This window comes from Ferrigenium kumadai, assembly GCF_018324385.1.
GTDB classification, from domain to species: Bacteria; Pseudomonadota; Gammaproteobacteria; order Burkholderiales; family Gallionellaceae; genus Gallionella; species Gallionella kumadai.
In genome coordinates this window covers 188,185-206,552 of sequence record NZ_AP019536.1, presented here as the reverse complement: position 1 = coordinate 206,552, position 18,368 = coordinate 188,185, and the positions used below count along the sequence as shown (strand labels likewise).

The following is an 18,368-nucleotide window of genomic DNA, read 5'->3' as shown; positions in this document are numbered from 1 at the left end:
AAGATACTCCCACGCATCGTTCATGCATGGAAAAAGCTCCCGCTCCTCACTGCTGAAGTAAGGCGAAGCTTCGCACCTCATAGGATCTGCTGACCTGCACAGTGGCAGCGCGTTGATACGGTACATACCATCGCCCCGGTTGGTGTCAGCCACTCGCAGGCCGTCTGACCCGATTCACTTAACAAATGAAACGGCGTTACGGCAAGCCAACACGAAACAGGTACGACAGCGGGGGCGGAGTTTATCAGAAGTGATCGCGCCGAATGCCACGTCTCGTGCCATTTTCGAAGGAACTTGGACACACGTTTGTGTTGACGATGGAAATAAAAAAGGCCTATTCCATTGAGAAATAAGCCTTTTGAATATGTGGCGCGCCCGACAGGAGTCGAACCTGTGACCCTTGGCTTCGGAAACCAATACTCTATCCAACTGAGCTACGGGCGCATTGCTTGAAGGCGCGCAGCATAGCGTTTTTTGGCGGTTCAGTCCAACGCAAATCCAGCCCGCGACACAGACAAACCGTTGCGCACGCTCGTAAATACGTGAGGAAATCCGGAACTGCAGAGACAAGGGAAAAAGCCCCCTCTCCCCAAAAAGGGAGAGTGGAACGGGAGAGGGGGAGAGGAAGTACTACCGGTGATTCCGGACGCATTGCGTGTCCGGCAGGGAGGTACGGCAGCCGGGATCACCACTCCCCGGCTGCCGTAGTCGCCAAGTTTTAAGGCTTGGGATTTCCTTTCTCGGCTAACCTGCGCCATGTCTCGATCACCGTGTCGGGATTGAGCGACATGGTCTGGATGCCGGCATCCATCAGCCACTGCGCGAAATCGAAGTGGTCAGATGGGCCTTGTCCGCAGATGCCGACGTATTTGTCCAGGCGGTTGCAGGTGGTGATCGCCATCTTCAGCAAGGCCTTCACCGCCGCATCGCGTTCGTCGAAACGGTCCGCCACCAGGCTGGAGTCGCGATCCAGACCGAGCGTGAGCTGGGTCAGATCGTTGGAGCCGATGGAGAAGCCGTCGAAGTGCTGCAGGAACTCTTCCGCCAGCAACGCGTTGGACGGGATCTCGCACATCATGATGAGACGCAGGCCGTTCTCGCCGCGCTTCAGGCCGTGTTTCGCCAGTGTGGCAACCACGTCTTTCGCTTCCTGCACCGTGCGCACGAACGGGATCATCAGTTCGACGTTGGTGTAGCCCAGCTTCTCGCGCACGCGCTTCATCGCACGGCATTCCAGTTCGAAGCAATCGCTGAAGTTCGCCGCGACGTAGCGGCCCGCGCCGCGGAAGCCGATCATCGGGTTCTCTTCCATCGGCTCGTAGATCTCGCCGCCGATCAGCTTGCGGTATTCGTTCGACTTGAAGTCGGACATGCGCACGATGACCTTCTTCGGCCAGAACGCCGCGGCCAGCGTGGCGACGCCCTCGGTGATCTTCTCGACGTAGAACTCTTCCGGGCTCGCATAGCCCGCGGCGCGCTGCAACACGGCGTCATGCAACTTGCCCGGCAGCTTGTCATGCTCCAGCACCGCCTTGGGGTGGATGCCGATCAGGTTGTTGATGATGAACTCGAGACGCGCCAGGCCTACGCCCGCGGACGGCAGTTGCGCGAACTCGAACGCCAGCGTGGGGTTGCCCACGTTGAGCATCAGCTTGACCGGAATGGCGGGCAGTTCGTCCTCGTTGTGCACGACCACCTCGAACGGCAGCTTGCCGTGATACACATAGCCGGTATCGCCCTCGGCACAGGAAGCCGTGACGGTCTCGCCGTCCTGCAACGCGGTGGTGGCGTGGCCGCAACCGACGATGGCCGGGATGCCCAGCTCGCGCGCGATGATCGCAGCATGGCAGGTGCGCCCGCCGCGGTTGGTGATGATGGCGGAGGCCTTCTTCATCACCGGCTCCCAGTTCGGGTCGGTCATGTCGGTGACCAGCACGTCGCCTGCCTGCACCTTGTCCATCTCGGCGGTGCTTTCGACGATGCGCACGCGGCCCGCGCCGATCTTCTGGCCGATGGCACGGCCCTCGACCAGCACGTCGCCGCGCTGTTGCAGACGGTACTTCTCCGTGCCGCCGTTGCCCGCATTCGACTTCACCGTCTCGGGGCGCGCCTGCAGGATGTACAGCTTGCCGTCCAGCCCGTCCTTGCCCCACTCGATGTCCATCGGACGGCCGTAATGCTGCTCGATGGATACAGCGTAGCGCGCCAGCTGCAGCACGTCTTCATCGTTCAGCGAGAACTTCGACTGATCGGCGGCCGGCACCGGCTCGATGCGGCAGGAACGTCCGGCGGAGCGTTGCTCGTCGAACACCATGCGCTGCTGCTTGGAGCCCAGCGCGCGGCGGATCACCGCCGGGAAACCTGCGGCCAGCTGCGGCTTGTGCACATAGAACTCGTCCGGATTCACCGCGCCTTGCACCACCATCTCGCCCAGGCCGTAGGACGAGGTGATGAACACCGCGTCGCGGAAGCCGGATTCGGTGTCCAGCGTGAACATCACGCCGGACGCGCCCAGGTCGGAGCGCACCATGCGCTGCACGCCCGCGGACAGCGCCACGTCGGCATGGGTGAAGTCCTTGTGCACGCGATAGGAGATCGCGCGGTCGTTGTACAGCGAGGCGAAGACTTCGCGGATCGCGTGCAGGATGTTGTCGATGCCGTGGATGTTGAGGAAGGTCTCCTGCTGGCCGGCGAACGATGCGTCCGGCAGGTCCTCCGCCGTGGCCGAGGAACGCACCGCGAAGCTGCCCTCGCCCTCGGCGGAGAGCTTCGCGTAGTGGCTGCGGATCTCCTCTTCCAGGCGCTGAGGCAGCGGTGCCTCCACGATCCAGCCGCGGATCTTGCGCCCCGCCTCGGCCAGCGCCGTGACGTCGTCCACGTTCAGGCTTTCCAGCGTCTGCTCGATACGCTTGTCCAGTCCGTCGTTCGCGAGGAAATCGCGATAGGCCTGCGCCGTGGTGGCGAAGCCTCCCGGCACCTGAACGCCTGACGAGCTCAGGTTGGAAATCAACTCGCCGAGTGAAGCGTTCTTTCCGCCCACCTCGGGAATGTCCGCTATTCCCAGAGACTGGAATGGAATGACGTAGGGTTGCATAGCCTTCTCCTGTTTATTGAACTACATTTCTTCAAACGCCGAATCTCTCGGCAAAATCCTTCAGTGCGCGGTCCGCTTGCACTGCGCTTCGCCGCAGCGGTGGTTGCCGCAGCCGCAGCCTTCGCCTTCCTCGCGCAGCGCGCCGAACTCGGGGTGACGCGCAGCAAAACGGCGTGCGAGGGCACGTACCACCAGCCATCCCGCGAACAGGCCGAACACGATCAATACGGTCTTGAGGTAGATCATTCTCCCGCTCCCAATCCGGCAAAGCCCATGAAGGTCAGCGACAACAAACCCGCGAGGATCAGCGACAGCGCCGTGCCCTGCACCAGTGTCGGCACGTTGGCGAGCTGTAGCCGCTCGCGCAGCGAGGCCATCAGCACCAGCGCCAGCGTGAAGCCCGCGCCGCCGGCGAACGAGAAGATCAGCGACTGCGAGAGGCTGTATTCGCGCGCGGTCTGGAACAGCGCCACACCCAGCACCGCGCAGTTGGTGGTGATCAGCGGCAGATAGATGCCCAGCGCGCGGAACAGCGCGGGGCTGTATTTCTTCATCACCATCTCCACCAGCTGAACCGACGAGGCGATCACCACGATGTAGGCGATGAGGCGCAGGAAGTCGAGGTGGAAATAGCTCAGCAGCAGGTTCAGCCCATAGGCGCACAGCGATGCCACCAGCATCACGAACGTCGTCGCTACGCCCATCGGGAAGGCCGTACCCAGGCGCCCCGACACGCCGAGGAACGGGCACAGTCCGAGGAAGGTCGCCAGCACGAAGTTGTTGGCGAGCAGCGTGCTGATGAAGATCAGGCTCAGGGAGTCGTTCATGCTTCAGCCCTCGCTTCCTTGCGGCTGCGCAGCAGGGAGAACAGCAGCAGCCAGCCGCCCAGCACGAAGAACCCGCCCGGCGGCAGCACCATCACCACCCAGGGCTGAAAGTGCTCGCCGAACAGGCTGATGCCGAACAGCTTACCCGCCCCCAGGATCTCGCGCGTTGCACCCAGCGCGAGCAAACCGATGGTGAAACCGACACCCATGCCCAGCGCATTGATCACCGATTTCAGCGGAGGATTCTTCGAGGCATGCGCCTCGGCGCGGCCGAGGATGATGCAGTTCACCACGATCAGCTGGATGAATGCGCCGAGCGCCTCGTACAGCTTCAGGCTCACCGCCTGGATCAGGTAATCCACCAGCGTCACGAAGGTGGCGATGATCACGATGTAGGTGGCGATGCGCACTTCCTTCGGCACCAGGTTGCGGATCATCGAAACCAGCAGGCAGGAGCTGACCAGTACGAAGGTGGTGGCGATACCCATCGACATGGCATTCTCCGCGGACACGGTGACGGCCAGGGTCGGGCACATGCCCAGCACCATCACGAACACAGGGTTCTGGCGCCACACGCCTTCCATGAAGGTGTCGAAGGTGATTCCTTCGTCGGCTTGTTTGGTCAGGCTCATGGTTTCAACTCCCCAATATGTGGGACCAGTTTTGGCAACAGTTTCTGCGCGCTCTCGTTGATGCCGCGCCCGACCGCCTTGGAAGTCACGGTGGCGCCCGCGATGGCATCGATCTGCCACGGACTGGTCTTAGTGCCGTGCTTGACGACCTTCACCGCGTTCGCCAGTGCCGTCATCTCGGTGTTGACGCGCACATCGAGCGCCTCGAAGTTCTTCAGGAAAGCCTGATCGGTGATGATCTTGTCGCCGATGCCCGGCGTCTCGCGCATGGACACCACGCCGATGCCGATGATGCATTGACACTTGGCGTCATAGCCGTACAGCACACGCACGGTGTCGGCATAACCCTTTCCTGCCGCCTCGGCCGCGATGCCCCTCAGCGCTCCGGCCTGGTCGTAAGCGGCATAGAACTTCACGCCGCCTTCGGGCACTGCACCCGAAAGCGGCTGGATGCCGGCCGTGGTCGCCACATATTCGCGCACGCTCGCCGCACCCGGCAGCACCTTGAAAACGGCGCGCTCCAGCGTGATGCGTTTGTTGTCGGCGATGGCATCCTGTGTGCTCTCGAACGCCCCGACGATGAGCACGCCGCAGATGCTGGCGACCAGCACCATGGTGGCGATCATCTTGTTGCCGGGCGTAACCTGGATCTGTGCCGGTTCGCTCATGATTTCCTCCGCTGACGGGTGCCGAACACGCGCGGCTGCGTATATCGGTCGATGAACGGTGTCAGCGCGTTGCCCAGCAGAATGGCGTACATCACGCCTTCGGTGAGGCCGCCGAAGTAGCGGATCATCACCGTCACCACGCCGATCACCGCGCCGTAGATCCACACGCCCACGGGCGTCACGGGCGAGGTCGCCATGTCGGTCGCCATGTACACCGCGCCCAGCATCAGGCCGCCGGACAGCAACACGAAGGTCGGCGCGGGATAGTGGGTCGGGTCGTACAACTGGAACATCCAGGCGGTGAACGCAGCCGAAGCCAGCACTGCGACGGGGATGCGCCAGTCCATGAACTTGCGCGCGGCAAGGTACAGGCCGCACAGCAGGATGAGGATGGCCGAAGTCTCGCCGGCGGAAGCGGTCACCACACCCGTCAGCAGGTCATGCGCCGAGGCGGTCACGTTCTCGAACTTCCAGCGCGCCAGCGGCGTCGCGCCGGTGAAGGCATCCACGCCTTGCTGCTTGACCCAGCCGACGATGTCGGGGGGCATCATCAATGGCGCGGTCAGTGTCGTCGGGACGAACTCGCTGAAGCGCTGCGCGGAGAATGCAGGCACCCAAGTGGTGATCGCGACGGGGAACGCGGCCTGCACAAAGGCACGGCCGATCAACGCCGGGTTGAACACGTTATTGCCCAGGCCGCCGAACAGCGCCTTGCCGATGGCCATTGCCACGAAGCCGGCCACCACGCCCATCCACAGCGGGAAAGCGGGCGGCAGCGTCAGCCCCAGCAGGATGCCGGTGATGGTGGCGCTCCAGTCGTTCAGCGTGCTCGCCTGACCGGATGCGCGGTTGAGCAGGCGCTCGGTGAGCAGACAGGTCGCGGTCACGACCAGCAGCAAGGCCAGCGCCGACAAACCGTATTGCCACACCGAGAAGGCGCAGATCGGCAACAGCGACAGCACCACGTGCTTCATGATGCGTTCGACGCTGCGGTCGCTGATCAGGTGCGGCGAAGTTCTCAGTTCCATACTCATGCTGCCGCCTTTTCTCTATTGACCGCTTTCGCGATGCGGAACTGCTGCACCAGCGGGATGTGCGAGGGGCAGACATAGCTGCAGCAGCCGCACTCGAAACAGCGGTCCAGATTGAACTGTTCGGCCATCAGCTCGTATTCGCGCTTCGCGGCAAGCAGCCCCAGTTGCGAGGGATTGAGGAATTTGGGGCACACGTTCACGCATTCGCCGCACTTGATGCAGGCATAGGTGCGTTGCGCCTCAACTGTCGATTCGGCGAAAGCGAGCACCCCGGATGTCCCTTTGGTGACGGGCACATCCAGCGATGAGACGGTCATGCCCATCATCGGGCCGCCGAGGATGATCTCCTTCGCGCTGCTGCGCGCACCGGCCTGTTCCAGCACGAAGCGCAGCGGCGTGCCGATGGGCACGATGTAGTTGCCGGGCTTTTTCACGGCTGGGCCCGCGACGGTCAGCACGCGCTCGACCATGCCCTCGCCCGCGGGCAGCAGGCGGCCGAGATAAGCCAGCGTCATCACGTTGTTCACCAGCACGCCGATGGAAGCGGGACGTTGCCCGGCGGGTATCTCGCGGCCGAGCAACGCATAGATGATGGTGTCTTCCGCACCCTGCGGATATTTGGTCTCCAGCGCCTGGACAGTGATGCTGCCGTCGGCGGGCAATGCGGCACGAATCGCTGCGATGGCGTCCGGCTTGTTGTCCTCGACGCCGATCACCGTGCGCGGCGCGCCGCTGACCTTCATCGCGATGCGGATGCCGCGGATCAGGTCCTGCGTGCGCTCGACCATCACGCGGTGGTCGCAGGTGAGGAATGGCTCGCACTCCGCGCCGTTCACCACCAGCGTGTCGATCACCGCGTCCGCAGGCGGATTGAGCTTGACGTGCGCGGGGAAGGTCGCGCCGCCCAGACCGGAGATGCCGGTCTGCTGGATCGCGGCCAGCAGTTCTTCCTTGTCCATGGCCTCGATGTCGCGAGGCGCACTCACCCTTACTTCCTGACCGTCCGCCTCGTACACGCGAATGGTGACCGACTCCACCATCTTGCCGTTGGCCGCAGGCATCAGACCGATCGCTTCCACCACGCCGGTGGCGGGCGCATGCACCGGCAGCGACATCGTGCCGTCCGCGGTGGCAATGACTTCGCCGCGCAGCACTTCCTGCCCGACGCTCACGCAACACAAGGCGGGTTTGCCGATGTGCTGCGACAGCGGCACGATCAGCTTAGGCGCGAAGGGGAACCTGCGGATGGGCAGCGCCCCGGTCTCCTTGTGGTAGACCGGATGGATGCCGTGCTCGAAGGTCGCTGCGCGATGGAAGAATGGCAGTCGCATGTCAGTTGAACTTGGCCGCGCGTTGTTTGAGCTTGTCCAGGTTCGGCTCGCTCAGGTTCCAGGGCGTGCCGGGGTGGATGACACCGGCAGTGCATTTTTCCGCCGCTTTAACGAGATCCAGGAAGCTGCCCGCCTTCGGGTTGAGGATGATGACTTTTTTCGTTTCATCGTAGCCAAACACTTTCGGGTTGATGTTGATACATTCGTCGCAAGCCGTGCATTCCGGCGTGTCGACCCATGCTGCCTCGTAACCTTCCGCAGATGCGGCGGGCGCGGCTGCAACCGGCTGGGGCGCATCGCTGGAGCTGATGCCGAGGCCTTCGGAGAGCTTCTGGATCAGTTCCTGGCGCACGCGGTTGGCGATGGCTGTCTCATCGGCTGCACCGGCAGCGCGGCCCAGGCCGGCCACGTCCTTGAGTTGCTGCCAGAACTGCATACGCTCTTCGCAGGAACGGACCATCTCGGCCGACACCAGCACGCGCATCAGACGGTTCTTCTTGTCCACGGACCAGATGAACGGGAACTTGCCGTCGCGCTCGTCTTCGGACAATTTCAGGAAATCGCCCAGCAGCACCTGCTCGTCGTTCCAGGTCTCCGGCGGCGCCTTCTTGAACTGCTTTGCGAAGCGGCCTTCGGACAGCGCGAAATCGGCGAACGTCATCGGCAGCGTCATCGACTTCTTCGCGCCGGTCTCGTCCACATACTCGAGGTTGTAGCTCACCCAATCGGAATCCAGCGACGGGTTGCCTTCCAACGTCGCGCACTCGGAGAAGGTCACGCCGAGATCCGGGTTGTAGCGGAACAGCGGGAAGGCGCGCGACTCGACCGCCATCTTGCTTTGCGCCACGGCGCTGTTGTCGCCCACGCCGTGTTCCGGCGGGCACACCGCGTAAACGTTGAACAGCGCCGGGCGGCGGCTGTTCAGGCCGTCGATGAAGCTTTCCAGCAGGTGCGTGACGTTCGACAGTGAGCCTTGCATCACGAACGAAGTGCGGTGAGCCATGCCGATGACGCTGATCTCCTTGCGCTTCTCGGTCTTGCCTTGCTTGCTCGCGCCGTAGGGCGACATGTCCGCCACTTGGCTGATGAAGCCGGAGGTGCAGGCCTGGCCGCCGGTATTGGAGTACACCTGCGTATCGACGATCAGGATCTTGACCGGCTTGCCGGACATCAAGGCACGCGACAGGTTCTGGAAGCCGATGTCGAACATCGCGCCGTCGCCGCCCATCGCCACCACGGGCGGGCACAGGTGCCATTCTTCATCGCTCAGCTGCTCCCAGTTGAAACGGGCGAAGAACTTGTCGTTCTCGCTCGGCTCGTATCCGCCCGCGAGTTCCATCTCGACCTGGCGCACGGTCTTGAAGCCTTCCACCATCTTGGCCATGTGACCCTCGAACACGCCCATCGCAACCGACGGCGAATCCTGGAACAGGTGCGAAGTCCACGGGAACGGATACGGGTTGAACGGGAAGGTCGACGCCCACACCGAGGTGCAACCGGTGGAGTTCACCACGCCCATCTCGGCGCGGCCCTTCTTGCTCGGGCCTTCCATGTAGCGCCAGCGCAGGTCTTTGAGTTTCTCCAGCATCTGCGTCACGCGGCGGAGCCATTGCGGGTCGATGGGCTGGCCAGCCTGTTTTTCCAGCAAGCTTTCCGACAGGTTCGCCAGCGTCAGGTCGTGCCCCTTGTTGGCCTGTATTGCCTGCATCAGTGCCTGTGTGTCGGTGAGATCGACAGTGCTGCTGAGTTTCAGACGGATGTGGTTCTCCAGCTCGCCGATCAGCTTGTCGAGCTTGGCGACGAACTTCTTCACGCGGGGCTGCATCAGCGCGGTGACGGTGCTGGTGAACAGGTGGATGGAACCCTTCTCGCCGCAGCCCAGGCACGCGCCGTCGCCGCTGACCATGGACATGTAGTTGTGCTTGTCCAGCAGCAGCGTCTCCAGCGCGCCGACCTTCTCGTCCAGGTCGTCGATGCGGCTGAACTGCTGCGGCGTGGTCGGCAGGTCGAGCCAGAAGCTCCAGTCGTCGCGCATCGCTTCCACACTCTCCGTGGTCTGCGTGACCATGGTCAAAGCGTTATCGGAACACACGTCCACGCACAGCGCGCAGCCCTTGCAGGTGTAGGGGTTGATGGTGATGGAGAACAGGCCACCGGCGCCCTTTTCCTTCTTCTCCTTCTGCGTCCAGTACGGCTTGGTGGTGGCGAACTTGAAGCCGCCGATGGTTTCGCGCAGCAGGTTCAGTTCGGCTTCCAGACGGCCGCGATCTTCTCCCTGCGTGGGATCTTCGGCAAAGGCTTCGGTGATGGCGTTGGAAAGCAGCGCGCGCACATCCAGCCCGTCCTTATCCAGTGCATTGCGCAGCTTCTTGTCGATGACGCGGCTGAACTTGCGCAGAAAACGCGTCGGACGTCCGCCGATCTCGATCTTCTGGATCGCGGTGTTGAGCACGTCGGTGGTGGTCGAGACCAAACCGGGGATCGCGCTGTCCGGGCACTGCGTGAAGCATTCGCCGCAGGCCGTGCAGTTTTCTGCATTCCATTCCGGATGCTCGAAGCGCACGCCCGTCATGTCGCGGTATACGCCGGTCACGGCTGGGATAACCGACAGGCCGATGAACGGATCGACCAGGTTGTCCGAGCCCTCGCCCTTCATGTAGAAGCTGCCGGTCTGCTCCCAGAAGCGATGGATGTCGGCAAGACCGCCGTCACCTTCGGGCATGGACTTCAGCATGACGGGCAGGCTGGGCGCAGGTTTGGCTGCCGCCTTTGCGCGCTGGCCGACTTTCATCTGTTCCGGTGCGATCTCGTGCAGCTCCTCGTAGCCGCGACGCACCACGCGCAGGTTGTCCTCGACGATGCGCTTGCCCTTCTTGCCGAACTTGGCTTCGAGCTGGTTCTCGATGGCGGTGAACAGGGTCTCCTCGCTCAGGCCGGCGCGATCCTTCACGTCGGATGCATGGAAGAACGCGCCCTGGAAGGCGTTGCCCTGCATGCGCAGCTGCAGGTCGGGATTGCTGGATTCTTCGCGCGCGATCTTGAACGCGTCGAGATAGAACACGCGGATCTTGTTGTCGACGATGTATTGCTGCGTGCGCATCGGGAAGGTCTCCCACAGCGCCTCGGCACTGTCCAGGTTGCTCTGGATGATGAACACGCCGCCCTGGCTCAGGCCTTCTACCGCGTTGGTGTGCCCGAACACCTGCGGGTCCGGCGACATCACCACGTCGACGTGGGTGTATTCGCAGTTGATGCGGATGGGCTCGGGTGCGGCCGACAGATAGTAGGTGGTCGGCTGGCCCTTCTTCTCCGAGCCGTATTTCGGATTGGCCTTGATGTCCCAGCCTAGCAGTTCGAACAGCGTCATCGCCAGGTTCTTGCCGGTGGTCACCGCGCCCCAGCCGCCGATCGAGTGCATGCGCACGGCGATAGCGCCCTTGGGCAGCAGGTTGGGATTCTCGGAGCCGCGCAGGGCGAGGTCCTTGATGCCGGGATAGGCGGTCTGCAGTTCCTGCTGGCGTATCTCCTGCTTGGGATTGGCCGACTCGTCGCGCACGAAATCCACGGACAGGTAATAGAACTTGCGGTGCGCAGCGCCGGGCAGCATGTTCTCCACGGCGGCGATCAGGCCTTCCGGTTGCAGGTCGCGCGAACCCAGGCCGTAACAGCCGGAGTACAGCGACGGCATGTCCTTGGCACTTTCGTAGGCGGCATAACCGTCATGAGAAATCTCTCTGCCGTTCTCGACGCATTTGGAAATGGTGGAACGCACTTCGCGCATCAGCGGCAGGTCTTCCGACAGCGGCTGGTCGGTGCGTTCCAGCACGGCTACGCCCTTCTTGCCTTTCAGCACCTGGCCCAGCAGGTCGCCGGGGAAGGGGCGGAACATGGTGATGTTGATCACGCCCACCTTGATCTTGCGATGCTCGCGCAGCCAGTCGGCGACGGCAGCGGCCTGCACCGTCATGCTGCCCTGGCCGAGCAGGATGTAGTCGGCATCGTCGCAACGATAAGCATCGACGCGCTTGTAACTGCGGCCGGTCAGCGCCTGGAATTCTTCGGCGTTCTTGTCGAACAGCGCGGGGATATGGTCGAAGAAGTACGGACGCTGTGCGGCCACGGCCTGCATGTAGGCGTCCTGGTTCTGCACCACGCCGGTCTGCATCGGATTGTCCACATCCCAGTTGGAGGGCACGCGGCGGCGCTTCGGGCCGTACAGCATCTGCTGCGCGGGCGTCGGCGTATCGATGATGTCGTCGGCATCGCCCAGATATTCGGCGATCAGTTCCTTCTCCGGCACTAGCATGGGCTCGATCAGGTGCGTGGTGAGGAAGCCGTCCTGCGCCACGATGGCCGGGGTCAGCGCGAACTCGGCGGTCTTGCGCGCGATCATGTTGAGGTCGGCAGCTTCCTGCGCGTTCTTCGCCATCACTTGGATGAAGCCGGTGTCGTCGGCACAGTGATAGTCGTCGTGTGCGCAGTGCACGTTCAGCGATGCCTTGGTGATGGCACGGCAACCGAGGTTCAGCACATAGGGCAGGCGCTTGCCGACGGCGGAATACAGCGACTCGTGCATGAAGGCCAGGCCTTGGGACGAGGTGAAGTTCACCGCGCGCAGACCGGTCATCGACAGGCCGGCGGTGACGCCCGCAGCGGCATGTTCCGATTCCGGCTCGACGAAGATCAGCGGTTTGCCTGCCGCGTTGAGGTGGCCCTTGGCGACCTCTTCCGCCCAGTACTCGCCCATCTGTGTGGATGGCGTGATGGGATAAGCGCCCGCGCCCTGCGAAGCCTCGCGCTCCACCAGGATCACGGCTGTGTTGCCGTCGATGGCGTCGCGCGTGCCGGGATACTTGACCTTGGTGCGAGCGCCGTCGGCGCCTGCGCCGGCCTCGGTCGATTTGAACAGTTTGAGTTTGTTGAACATGGTGTCTCCTAGGCTTCTGCTGCGACAGGTAATGGTTCGATACGGATGATCTTTTTGGCGGACTTGCCTTTGACGATGCGGTCGCCCTCGAGCCAGACGATGGCTCCGGTAGGGCAGCGGTCGATGGCCGCCTTGCTGGCGGTTTCGTTTCTGGCGTAGTCGATCACGGCGATGTTGCGTTCGAGGTGGATCAGCCCATCGGCGGCGTCCATCACGCAGCGCCCGCAGGCGGTGCAAGCCACTTCACACGCGGCTTCGGCGGTATCGGGATCGGATTCGTTGCGGCAGGCCATCCACAGCTTGTGCGACACACCCTGGATGGAGAACAGGTTCTTCGGGCAGATGTCGACGCAGTCGCCGCAGGCCGTGCATTTGTTCACGTCGACCACCGGCAGTCCGTGGCTGTCCATGGTGATGGCGTCGAAGTCGCACACGTCGGCGCAGTCGCCCATCCCAAGGCAGCCCCAGGCGCAGCTCTTGCCGCCACCGCCCGCCACGGAAGCGGCGCGACAGGATGAGAGTCCTGCATAATTTGCGCGCATCTTCGCGACATGCTTGCCGCCCGCGCAGGCGAGACGCGCCACCCGCTTCTCGATATCGCCCAGGGCGACACCCAGCAATGAGGCAATCTTATGATTCTGGTCGGGAGTATTAACCGTGCAGCGACCGGGCTCGATCTTGCCGTCCACGGCCTGTTCGGCGAAGTTGCGGCAGCCTGCCGTACCGCAGGCGCCGCAATTGGAGTGGGGAAGCAGCTCTTCGACCTGGTCGATGCGCGGGTCTTCGAACACGTACAGCTTTTTGCTGGCAATAGCCAGCAAAAGCGCCAGCAGGCCGCCCAAGCCGGCCATGAACGCTCCCGTGACTGCCACGCTGTATGCTGCTTCCAATCCACTCTCCCCACTTCAATAAATTCGTTCAAAGGGCCTAAAATATGGCTCTCTGACGCTTCACTCATGAACGCCCTGCCGGGCGTTCGGGTGATTAACAACACCCTTTGGTGAATAATGTCTTTGCGGAGCGCAGACTAAATCAAGATACAATTCCTGAGCGAATCAATAGTTTCAATTTTAAGTATTAAGAAAAGATTGCTTCAATCTTGAGTATTAATAAATGCAATAATTGAAATCCAATACGGAGGCGCGAAGATGAATTCGGACAAACAGAGCTATTACAAACACAATCGCCTCAAGCAGATGCGTGCGTTCTGCGAGGTCGTCCGCTCGGGCAGCGTCACTTTGGCCGCACAGAAACTGTTCCTGAGCCAGCCCTCGGTGACTTTGCAGATCCAGGCGCTGGAGCGCGAGTTGGGCGTGACGGTATTCGAACGGCGCGGCCCGGTGCTCAAACTGACACCGGACGGCGAGACCCTTTACGAACTGGCGAAGCCGCTGGTGGAAGGCGTAGACAGCCTGGAGGAGAACTTCGCCGCGCTGCACGGCAAGCTGGAATCCGGCGAACTCAACATCGGCGCCGGCGAATCCACCATCCTGTACGTCCTGCCGGAGGCGGTAAAACGCTTCGTCACCGCGCATCCGGGCATCCATACCAAGATGCACAACGTGACCGGCCGCGACGGACTGAAGATGCTGCGCGCCGACGAGGTCGACCTGGTGGTCGGCTCCATGCTCGACGTGCCCGATGACATCACCTACCAGCCCGTCGCATTCTTCGACCCGGTGCTGATCGTGCCGCTGGGACACCCGCTGGCGGGGAAGACCGAAGTCACGCTGGAAGAGATCAGCCTCTACGGCCTGATCCTGCCGCCGCGCCACCTCTCCACCTGGAACATCGTCAAATACGTGTTCCAGCAACACCACCTGAACTTCACCGTGACGCTGGAAGCGGGCGGCTGGGAAGTCATCAAGAAATACGTCGAGCTCGGCATGGGCATCTCCATCGTCACCGACATCTGCCTCACCGGAACCGAGAAGCTGGTGCGCATCCCGCTCAAGCAATACTTCCCGCAGCGCGGCTACGGCCTGGTGCTGCGCAAGGGCAAGTTCCTGTCACCGCAGGCGCGGCGCTTCGTGGAGATATTGCACGAGGTGTATGGGACGAGGCCGATGCAGTAGAAGCATCTGTAGCATCCGTAGGATGGGTTGAGCGTAGCGATACCCATCGCTGGCGACCGATGGAATTGGTGATGGGTATCGCTGTGCTCAACCCATCCTACGTGGTTGGCTTACGCTCACCGCACTCCCAATCTACTCCCGCATCACCCGCCCAATCCATCGGCAAAATGCCCGTTCGCACGAATCGATGAAACGACGAATGCGGCCAATCGGCCACCCGTGGCACCAAACCATGCTTAACGGGATTGATGTGGATGTAATCGACATGCCGCGAGAAATCGTTCTCGTCGCGGATTAGATGCTCCCAATATCGCCGCTGCCATACACCTCGCTCACCCCTGCTTTGCCGGCTTTCCGAACGGTATTCGCCATGCGCCAAACCGCGTGAAAATACCGTCTTGATCAACCGCCAGCGCAACGCGAAATCGTTATCGCCTTCTGGCAACGTCCAGATTGCGTGAAGGTGATCCGGCAAATCACGACAGCATCGATGGAGAATGGATGACGCTCACGGGTGTATTCGAATGCGCTGCGCAACAGCGCGATGTTGTCGGTCAACAGGGATTGCGACCGGTCTGCAAGATTCACCGTGAAGAAGTAACTCGCTCCGGCGATGTCGCTGCAGCGGTAGTTGGTCATGCGGCATGATAACGATGGGTATCGTTATGTTCAACGGCGCTCTGTTGGAGCAGAACGCATGATGGGTATCGCTGCGCTCAACCCATCCTACAAACCGCCATCGATCCATTTGTCATCAGCATCGCCTGTAGGATGGGTTGAGCCCTGCATAGCCAATCGACTAGGCTGACAAACGACATCAGCCAAGTCGCTGGTTAGCGCAGCGATACCCATCATCCAACTCCCGCTCACCGCTCGTGATTGAGCTCCTGCATCAGCTGCACGGCCAGTTCCTCGATCGACTTCGACGTGGTGTCGAACCACTTGATGCCTTCGCGGCGCATCATGCGCTCTGCCGCGGCGACCTCGTAGCGGCAGTTTTCCAGCGATGAATACTTGCTGTTCGGACGGCGTTCGTGGCGGATACGGTGCAGCTGTTCAGGCTCGATGGTCAGGCCGAACAATTTGCCGCGGTAGGGCTGCAATCTCGACGGCAACTGGTCGCGCTCGAAGTCTTCCGGGATCAGCGGGTAGTTGGCGGCCTTCAGCGAGAACTGCAGGGAAAGGTAGAGGCTGGTCGGCGTCTTGCCGCTGCGCGACACGCCTACCAGGATGATGTCGGCATTCTTCAGGTCGGCATCCGACACTCCATCGTCATGCGCCAGTGCGAAATTCATCGCCGCGATGCGCGTGTTGTAATCCGGATTGGCATGTCCGTGCGAACGCCCGACGGCGCGCGTGTATTTGCAATCGAGCTCCTGTTCCAGCGGAGCGATGAAGGTATCGAACAGGTCGATGAAGAATGCGTCGGCCTTGTGCAGGATCGCGCTGAGATCGGGGTTGGTCTGCGTCATGATGACGATGGGACGAACGCCTTCGCGCTGCCCCACTTCGTTGATGCGCGCGAGGCAATCCCTGGCCTTTTCCTCGTTGTCGAGGAAGGGGAAGCGCAGGGGCCGGAACTCGACTCCCTGGAACTGGGCGAGCAGGCCGTGCCCCAATGTCTCTGCGGTGATGCCCGTGCCGTCCGACACGTAGATGATGGTGCGTTTTGAAATCGTCATGGTCGTTGCTTCGAATGATCCCTATTGTGCAGTTCCAGTCTTGCCATCGCTTTCCAGGTTGGGATAGCGCACGTGGTCGATCAGCTCCCGAACCTCCCGGGGCGGAGCGGCGGTCAGCAGGCTGCCGATGATAATGCCGGCGAAGCCGACCGGCATGCCGAAGATGCCGGCCGCGACCGGGTTGATGTCCCACCACAGCGGCGCGTTCACCCCGAAGAACGGGTAGGTGATGTACATGTAGGTCATGCACGTGACCAGACCGCCGACCATGCCGAGGATCGCCCCTGTCTTGTTCGCGCGCTTCCAGAACACGCCCAGCACCAATGCGGGGAAGAACGAGGAAGCGGCGAGCGAGAACGCGGCGCCGACCAGGAACAGGATGTCGCCCGGCTTGAGCGAGGTGATGTAGGCCGCGAACGCCGCGACCACCAACAACAGCCCCTTGGAGATGAACAAGCGGCGCTTCGTCGGCGCCTTCGGATCGATCATCTTGAAGTACACGTCATGCGACAACGAATTGGCGATGGTCAGCATCAGACCGTCCGCGGTGGACAGCGCCGCGGCGAGACCGCCCGCCGCCACCAGCGCGGTGACCACGTAAGGCAGGCCCGCGATCTCGGGCGTGGCGAGCACGATGAGGTCGCCGCCAATGGTGATCTCGGCCAGCTGCACGATGCCGTCCTTGTTGATGTCGGTCACGCTCATCAGCGACTTGTCCACCGAGGCCCAGGCCGACACCCAGCTCGGCAGCTCGGAGAAACTCGATCCCACCAGCAGGGTATACACGTCGTACTTCGCGAGCACGGCCAGCGCGGGTGCGGTGATGTACAGCAGGGTGATGAAGAGCAGCGCCCAGAACACCGAGTGCCGCGCTTCCCTCACCGTCGGCGTGGTGTAGAAGCGCATCAGGATATGCGGCAATGCGGCGGTGCCGACCATCAGGCACAGCACCAGCGCGATGAAGTTCTTGCGCTTCTTGTCGCTGGTCTCCTCGTCGCCCGCGAACGGCTCGGCATGGGCGGCGATCGGCCCCGCCTTGGCCTTGGCCGATTCGGCCTCCGCTCGCCACAGGCTGCGTGCGGCAGCGACACCCGCCGGGAACTCCGCCACGGCCTTGTCGGCCACCGCTATCGCCTTGGGATCTGCATCGTGATGTGCCTTCAGTTCAGCCGCCGCCTTGACCAGCTTCGCCTTCTCTTCGGCCAGCCATGCAGCGCCGCCGCTCTCCAGCGCCTTCAGCCTGGCCTCGGCCGTTTCCTGTTTCTGCTTGTAGATGGCACGCACCTGCGCCTCGCGCGCGCCGTCCTGCGTGGCCGGATCGTTCAGCACCTTTTCGCGCGCCGTGACCTGCTCCAGCACGTAACCGTAAGCCGCCTGCGGCACAGGGTTGCCGGTGTGCTTCACCGACAGCCAGATCACGGGGATCAGGAAAGCCACGATCACGATGACGTACTGCGCCACCTGCGTCCAGGTCACGGCGCGCATCCCGCCGAGGAAGGAACACAGCAGGACGCTGCCCAGACCGACGAACACGCCGACGCCGAAATCCAGACCGGTGAAACGGCTGACGATCAGGCCCACGCCGTAGATCTGCGCGATGACATAGGTGAACGAGCACAGGATGGCCGCGAACACGCCGACCGTGCGGGGGAGGTTGCCGCCGTAGCGCGCGCCGAGGAAGTCGGGGATGGTGTACTGCCCGAACTTGCGCAGGTACGGGGCCAGCAACAACGCCACCAGGACGAAGCCGCCGGTCCAGCCCATCACGAAGGCCAGTCCGTCGTAACCGGAGAGATACAACGTGCCCGCGAGGCCGATGAAACTCGCGGCCGACATCCAGTCCGCCGCGGTCGCCATGCCATTGAAGAACGCCGGGACGCGCCGCCCCGCCACGTAGTATTCCGAGACATCGGATGTCCTGGACAGGATGCCGATGCCCGCATACAGCAGCACCGTCGCACCGAGGAGGAAGTAACCCAGCACCACGTTGGGCACCCCCATCTGCTCGAGGATGGCCAGCATGACGACGAAACCGATGAAGCCCCCCGCGTAGAGGGAGTAGTAGCGCTTGAGTTGCGAGAAGAACGGCCCGGCCATC

At 62.4% G+C, this 18,368-nt stretch carries 14 protein-coding genes and 1 tRNA gene; 1 reads left to right on the top strand and 14 read right to left on the bottom strand.

Features of this window, described 5'->3' with window-relative positions; translation table 11 throughout:
- Nucleotides 1–367: 367 nt before the first annotated feature.
- The 10 genes from FGKAn22_RS00905 to FGKAn22_RS00860 form a co-directional block, all read right to left on the bottom strand.
- Nucleotides 368–444 (bottom strand) — tRNA-Arg (locus FGKAn22_RS00905).
- A gap of 274 nt (nt 445–718) precedes the next feature.
- On the bottom strand, nt 719–3,094 hold the full coding sequence (gene ppsA / locus FGKAn22_RS00900; RefSeq protein ID WP_212786125.1) for a phosphoenolpyruvate synthase: 2,376 nt from the start codon (nt 3,092–3,094) through the stop codon (nt 719–721).
- A 60-nt stretch (nt 3,095–3,154) separates the two neighbouring features.
- A complete protein-coding gene (locus FGKAn22_RS00895; protein ID WP_212786124.1) occupies nt 3,155–3,340 on the bottom strand; it encodes a chemotaxis protein in 186 nt (61 codons plus the stop codon).
- Nucleotides 3,337–3,921 carry an electron transport complex protein RnfA gene (locus tag FGKAn22_RS00890; RefSeq protein ID WP_212786123.1) on the bottom strand — a complete coding sequence of 195 codons (585 nt, stop codon included), beginning with the start codon at nt 3,919–3,921 and terminating at the stop codon, nt 3,337–3,339. Before FGKAn22_RS00890 ends, FGKAn22_RS00895 begins: the two co-directional genes overlap by 4 nt.
- Nucleotides 3,918–4,553 carry an electron transport complex subunit RsxE gene (rsxE, locus tag FGKAn22_RS00885; protein ID WP_212786122.1) on the bottom strand — a complete coding sequence of 212 codons (636 nt, stop codon included), beginning with the start codon at nt 4,551–4,553 and terminating at the stop codon, nt 3,918–3,920. The genes FGKAn22_RS00890 and rsxE overlap by 4 nt, the downstream gene beginning before the upstream one ends.
- Nucleotides 4,550–5,221, bottom strand: a complete 672-nt coding sequence (locus FGKAn22_RS00880) for an RnfABCDGE type electron transport complex subunit G (protein WP_212786121.1) — start codon at nt 5,219–5,221, stop codon at nt 4,550–4,552. The genes rsxE and FGKAn22_RS00880 overlap by 4 nt, the downstream gene beginning before the upstream one ends.
- The gene (locus FGKAn22_RS00875; RefSeq protein ID WP_212786120.1) at nt 5,218–6,255 is read right to left on the bottom strand and encodes an RnfABCDGE type electron transport complex subunit D; all 1,038 of its coding nucleotides are present in this window, start codon (nt 6,253–6,255) and stop codon (nt 5,218–5,220) included. The genes FGKAn22_RS00880 and FGKAn22_RS00875 overlap by 4 nt, the downstream gene beginning before the upstream one ends.
- Nucleotides 6,252–7,586: an electron transport complex subunit RsxC gene (gene rsxC / locus FGKAn22_RS00870; RefSeq protein ID WP_212786119.1), complete on the bottom strand. Its 1,335-nt coding sequence runs from the start codon at nt 7,584–7,586 to the stop codon at nt 6,252–6,254. Before rsxC ends, FGKAn22_RS00875 begins: the two co-directional genes overlap by 4 nt.
- A 1-nt stretch (nt 7,587) precedes the next feature.
- The gene (locus FGKAn22_RS00865; protein ID WP_212786118.1) at nt 7,588–12,513 is read right to left on the bottom strand and encodes a 2-oxoacid:acceptor oxidoreductase family protein; all 4,926 of its coding nucleotides are present in this window, start codon (nt 12,511–12,513) and stop codon (nt 7,588–7,590) included.
- An 8-nt stretch (nt 12,514–12,521) separates the two neighbouring features.
- Entirely contained in the window at nt 12,522–13,403 is an 882-nt protein-coding gene (locus FGKAn22_RS00860) for an RnfABCDGE type electron transport complex subunit B (protein ID WP_212786117.1), read from the bottom strand.
- Between the two features lie 258 nt (nt 13,404–13,661).
- Here FGKAn22_RS00860 and FGKAn22_RS00855 point away from each other — a divergent pair, with 258 nt between their 5' ends.
- On the top strand, nt 13,662–14,588 hold the full coding sequence (locus FGKAn22_RS00855; protein ID WP_212786116.1) for a LysR family transcriptional regulator: 927 nt from the start codon (nt 13,662–13,664) through the stop codon (nt 14,586–14,588).
- A 97-nt stretch (nt 14,589–14,685) separates the two neighbouring features.
- Here the strand turns inward: FGKAn22_RS00855 and FGKAn22_RS12610 are convergent, their stop codons facing one another.
- The 4 genes from FGKAn22_RS12610 to FGKAn22_RS00840 form a co-directional block, all read right to left on the bottom strand.
- Complete coding sequence (locus tag FGKAn22_RS12610) at nt 14,686–15,006, bottom strand: REP-associated tyrosine transposase (RefSeq protein ID WP_425513847.1); 321 nt, start codon at nt 15,004–15,006, stop codon at nt 14,686–14,688.
- Nucleotides 14,991–15,227, bottom strand: a complete 237-nt coding sequence (locus FGKAn22_RS12485; protein ID WP_246487420.1) for a hypothetical protein — start codon at nt 15,225–15,227, stop codon at nt 14,991–14,993. Before FGKAn22_RS12485 ends, FGKAn22_RS12610 begins: the two co-directional genes overlap by 16 nt.
- 227 nt (nt 15,228–15,454) lie before the next feature.
- Complete coding sequence (ppsR, locus tag FGKAn22_RS00845) at nt 15,455–16,270, bottom strand: posphoenolpyruvate synthetase regulatory kinase/phosphorylase PpsR (protein WP_212786115.1); 816 nt, start codon at nt 16,268–16,270, stop codon at nt 15,455–15,457.
- Between the two features lie 21 nt (nt 16,271–16,291).
- Nucleotides 16,292–18,367 (bottom strand): VC_2705 family sodium/solute symporter, encoded by a 2,076-nt coding sequence (locus FGKAn22_RS00840; protein ID WP_212786114.1) that lies wholly within the window; start codon nt 18,365–18,367, stop codon nt 16,292–16,294.
- Nucleotide 18,368: the final 1 nt, after the last annotated feature.

Coding starts and splice junctions, on each gene's coding strand:
- ppsA (WP_212786125.1), bottom strand. CDS start 3,094: ATGCAACCCTACGTCATTCCATTCCAGTCTCTGGGAATAGCGGACATT.
- FGKAn22_RS00895 (WP_212786124.1), bottom strand. CDS start 3,340: ATGATCTACCTCAAGACCGTATTGATCGTGTTCGGCCTGTTCGCGGGA.
- FGKAn22_RS00890 (WP_212786123.1), bottom strand. CDS start 3,921: ATGAACGACTCCCTGAGCCTGATCTTCATCAGCACGCTGCTCGCCAAC.
- rsxE (WP_212786122.1), bottom strand. CDS start 4,553: ATGAGCCTGACCAAACAAGCCGACGAAGGAATCACCTTCGACACCTTC.
- FGKAn22_RS00880 (WP_212786121.1), bottom strand. CDS start 5,221: ATGAGCGAACCGGCACAGATCCAGGTTACGCCCGGCAACAAGATGATC.
- FGKAn22_RS00875 (WP_212786120.1), bottom strand. CDS start 6,255: ATGAGTATGGAACTGAGAACTTCGCCGCACCTGATCAGCGACCGCAGC.
- rsxC (WP_212786119.1), bottom strand. CDS start 7,586: ATGCGACTGCCATTCTTCCATCGCGCAGCGACCTTCGAGCACGGCATC.
- FGKAn22_RS00865 (WP_212786118.1), bottom strand. CDS start 12,513: ATGTTCAACAAACTCAAACTGTTCAAATCGACCGAGGCCGGCGCAGGC.
- FGKAn22_RS00855 (WP_212786116.1), top strand. CDS start 13,662: ATGAATTCGGACAAACAGAGCTATTACAAACACAATCGCCTCAAGCAG.
- FGKAn22_RS12485 (WP_246487420.1), bottom strand. CDS start 15,227: ATGACCAACTACCGCTGCAGCGACATCGCCGGAGCGAGTTACTTCTTC.
- ppsR (WP_212786115.1), bottom strand. CDS start 16,270: ATGACGATTTCAAAACGCACCATCATCTACGTGTCGGACGGCACGGGC.
- FGKAn22_RS00840 (WP_212786114.1), bottom strand. CDS start 18,367: ATGGCCGGGCCGTTCTTCTCGCAACTCAAGCGCTACTACTCCCTCTAC.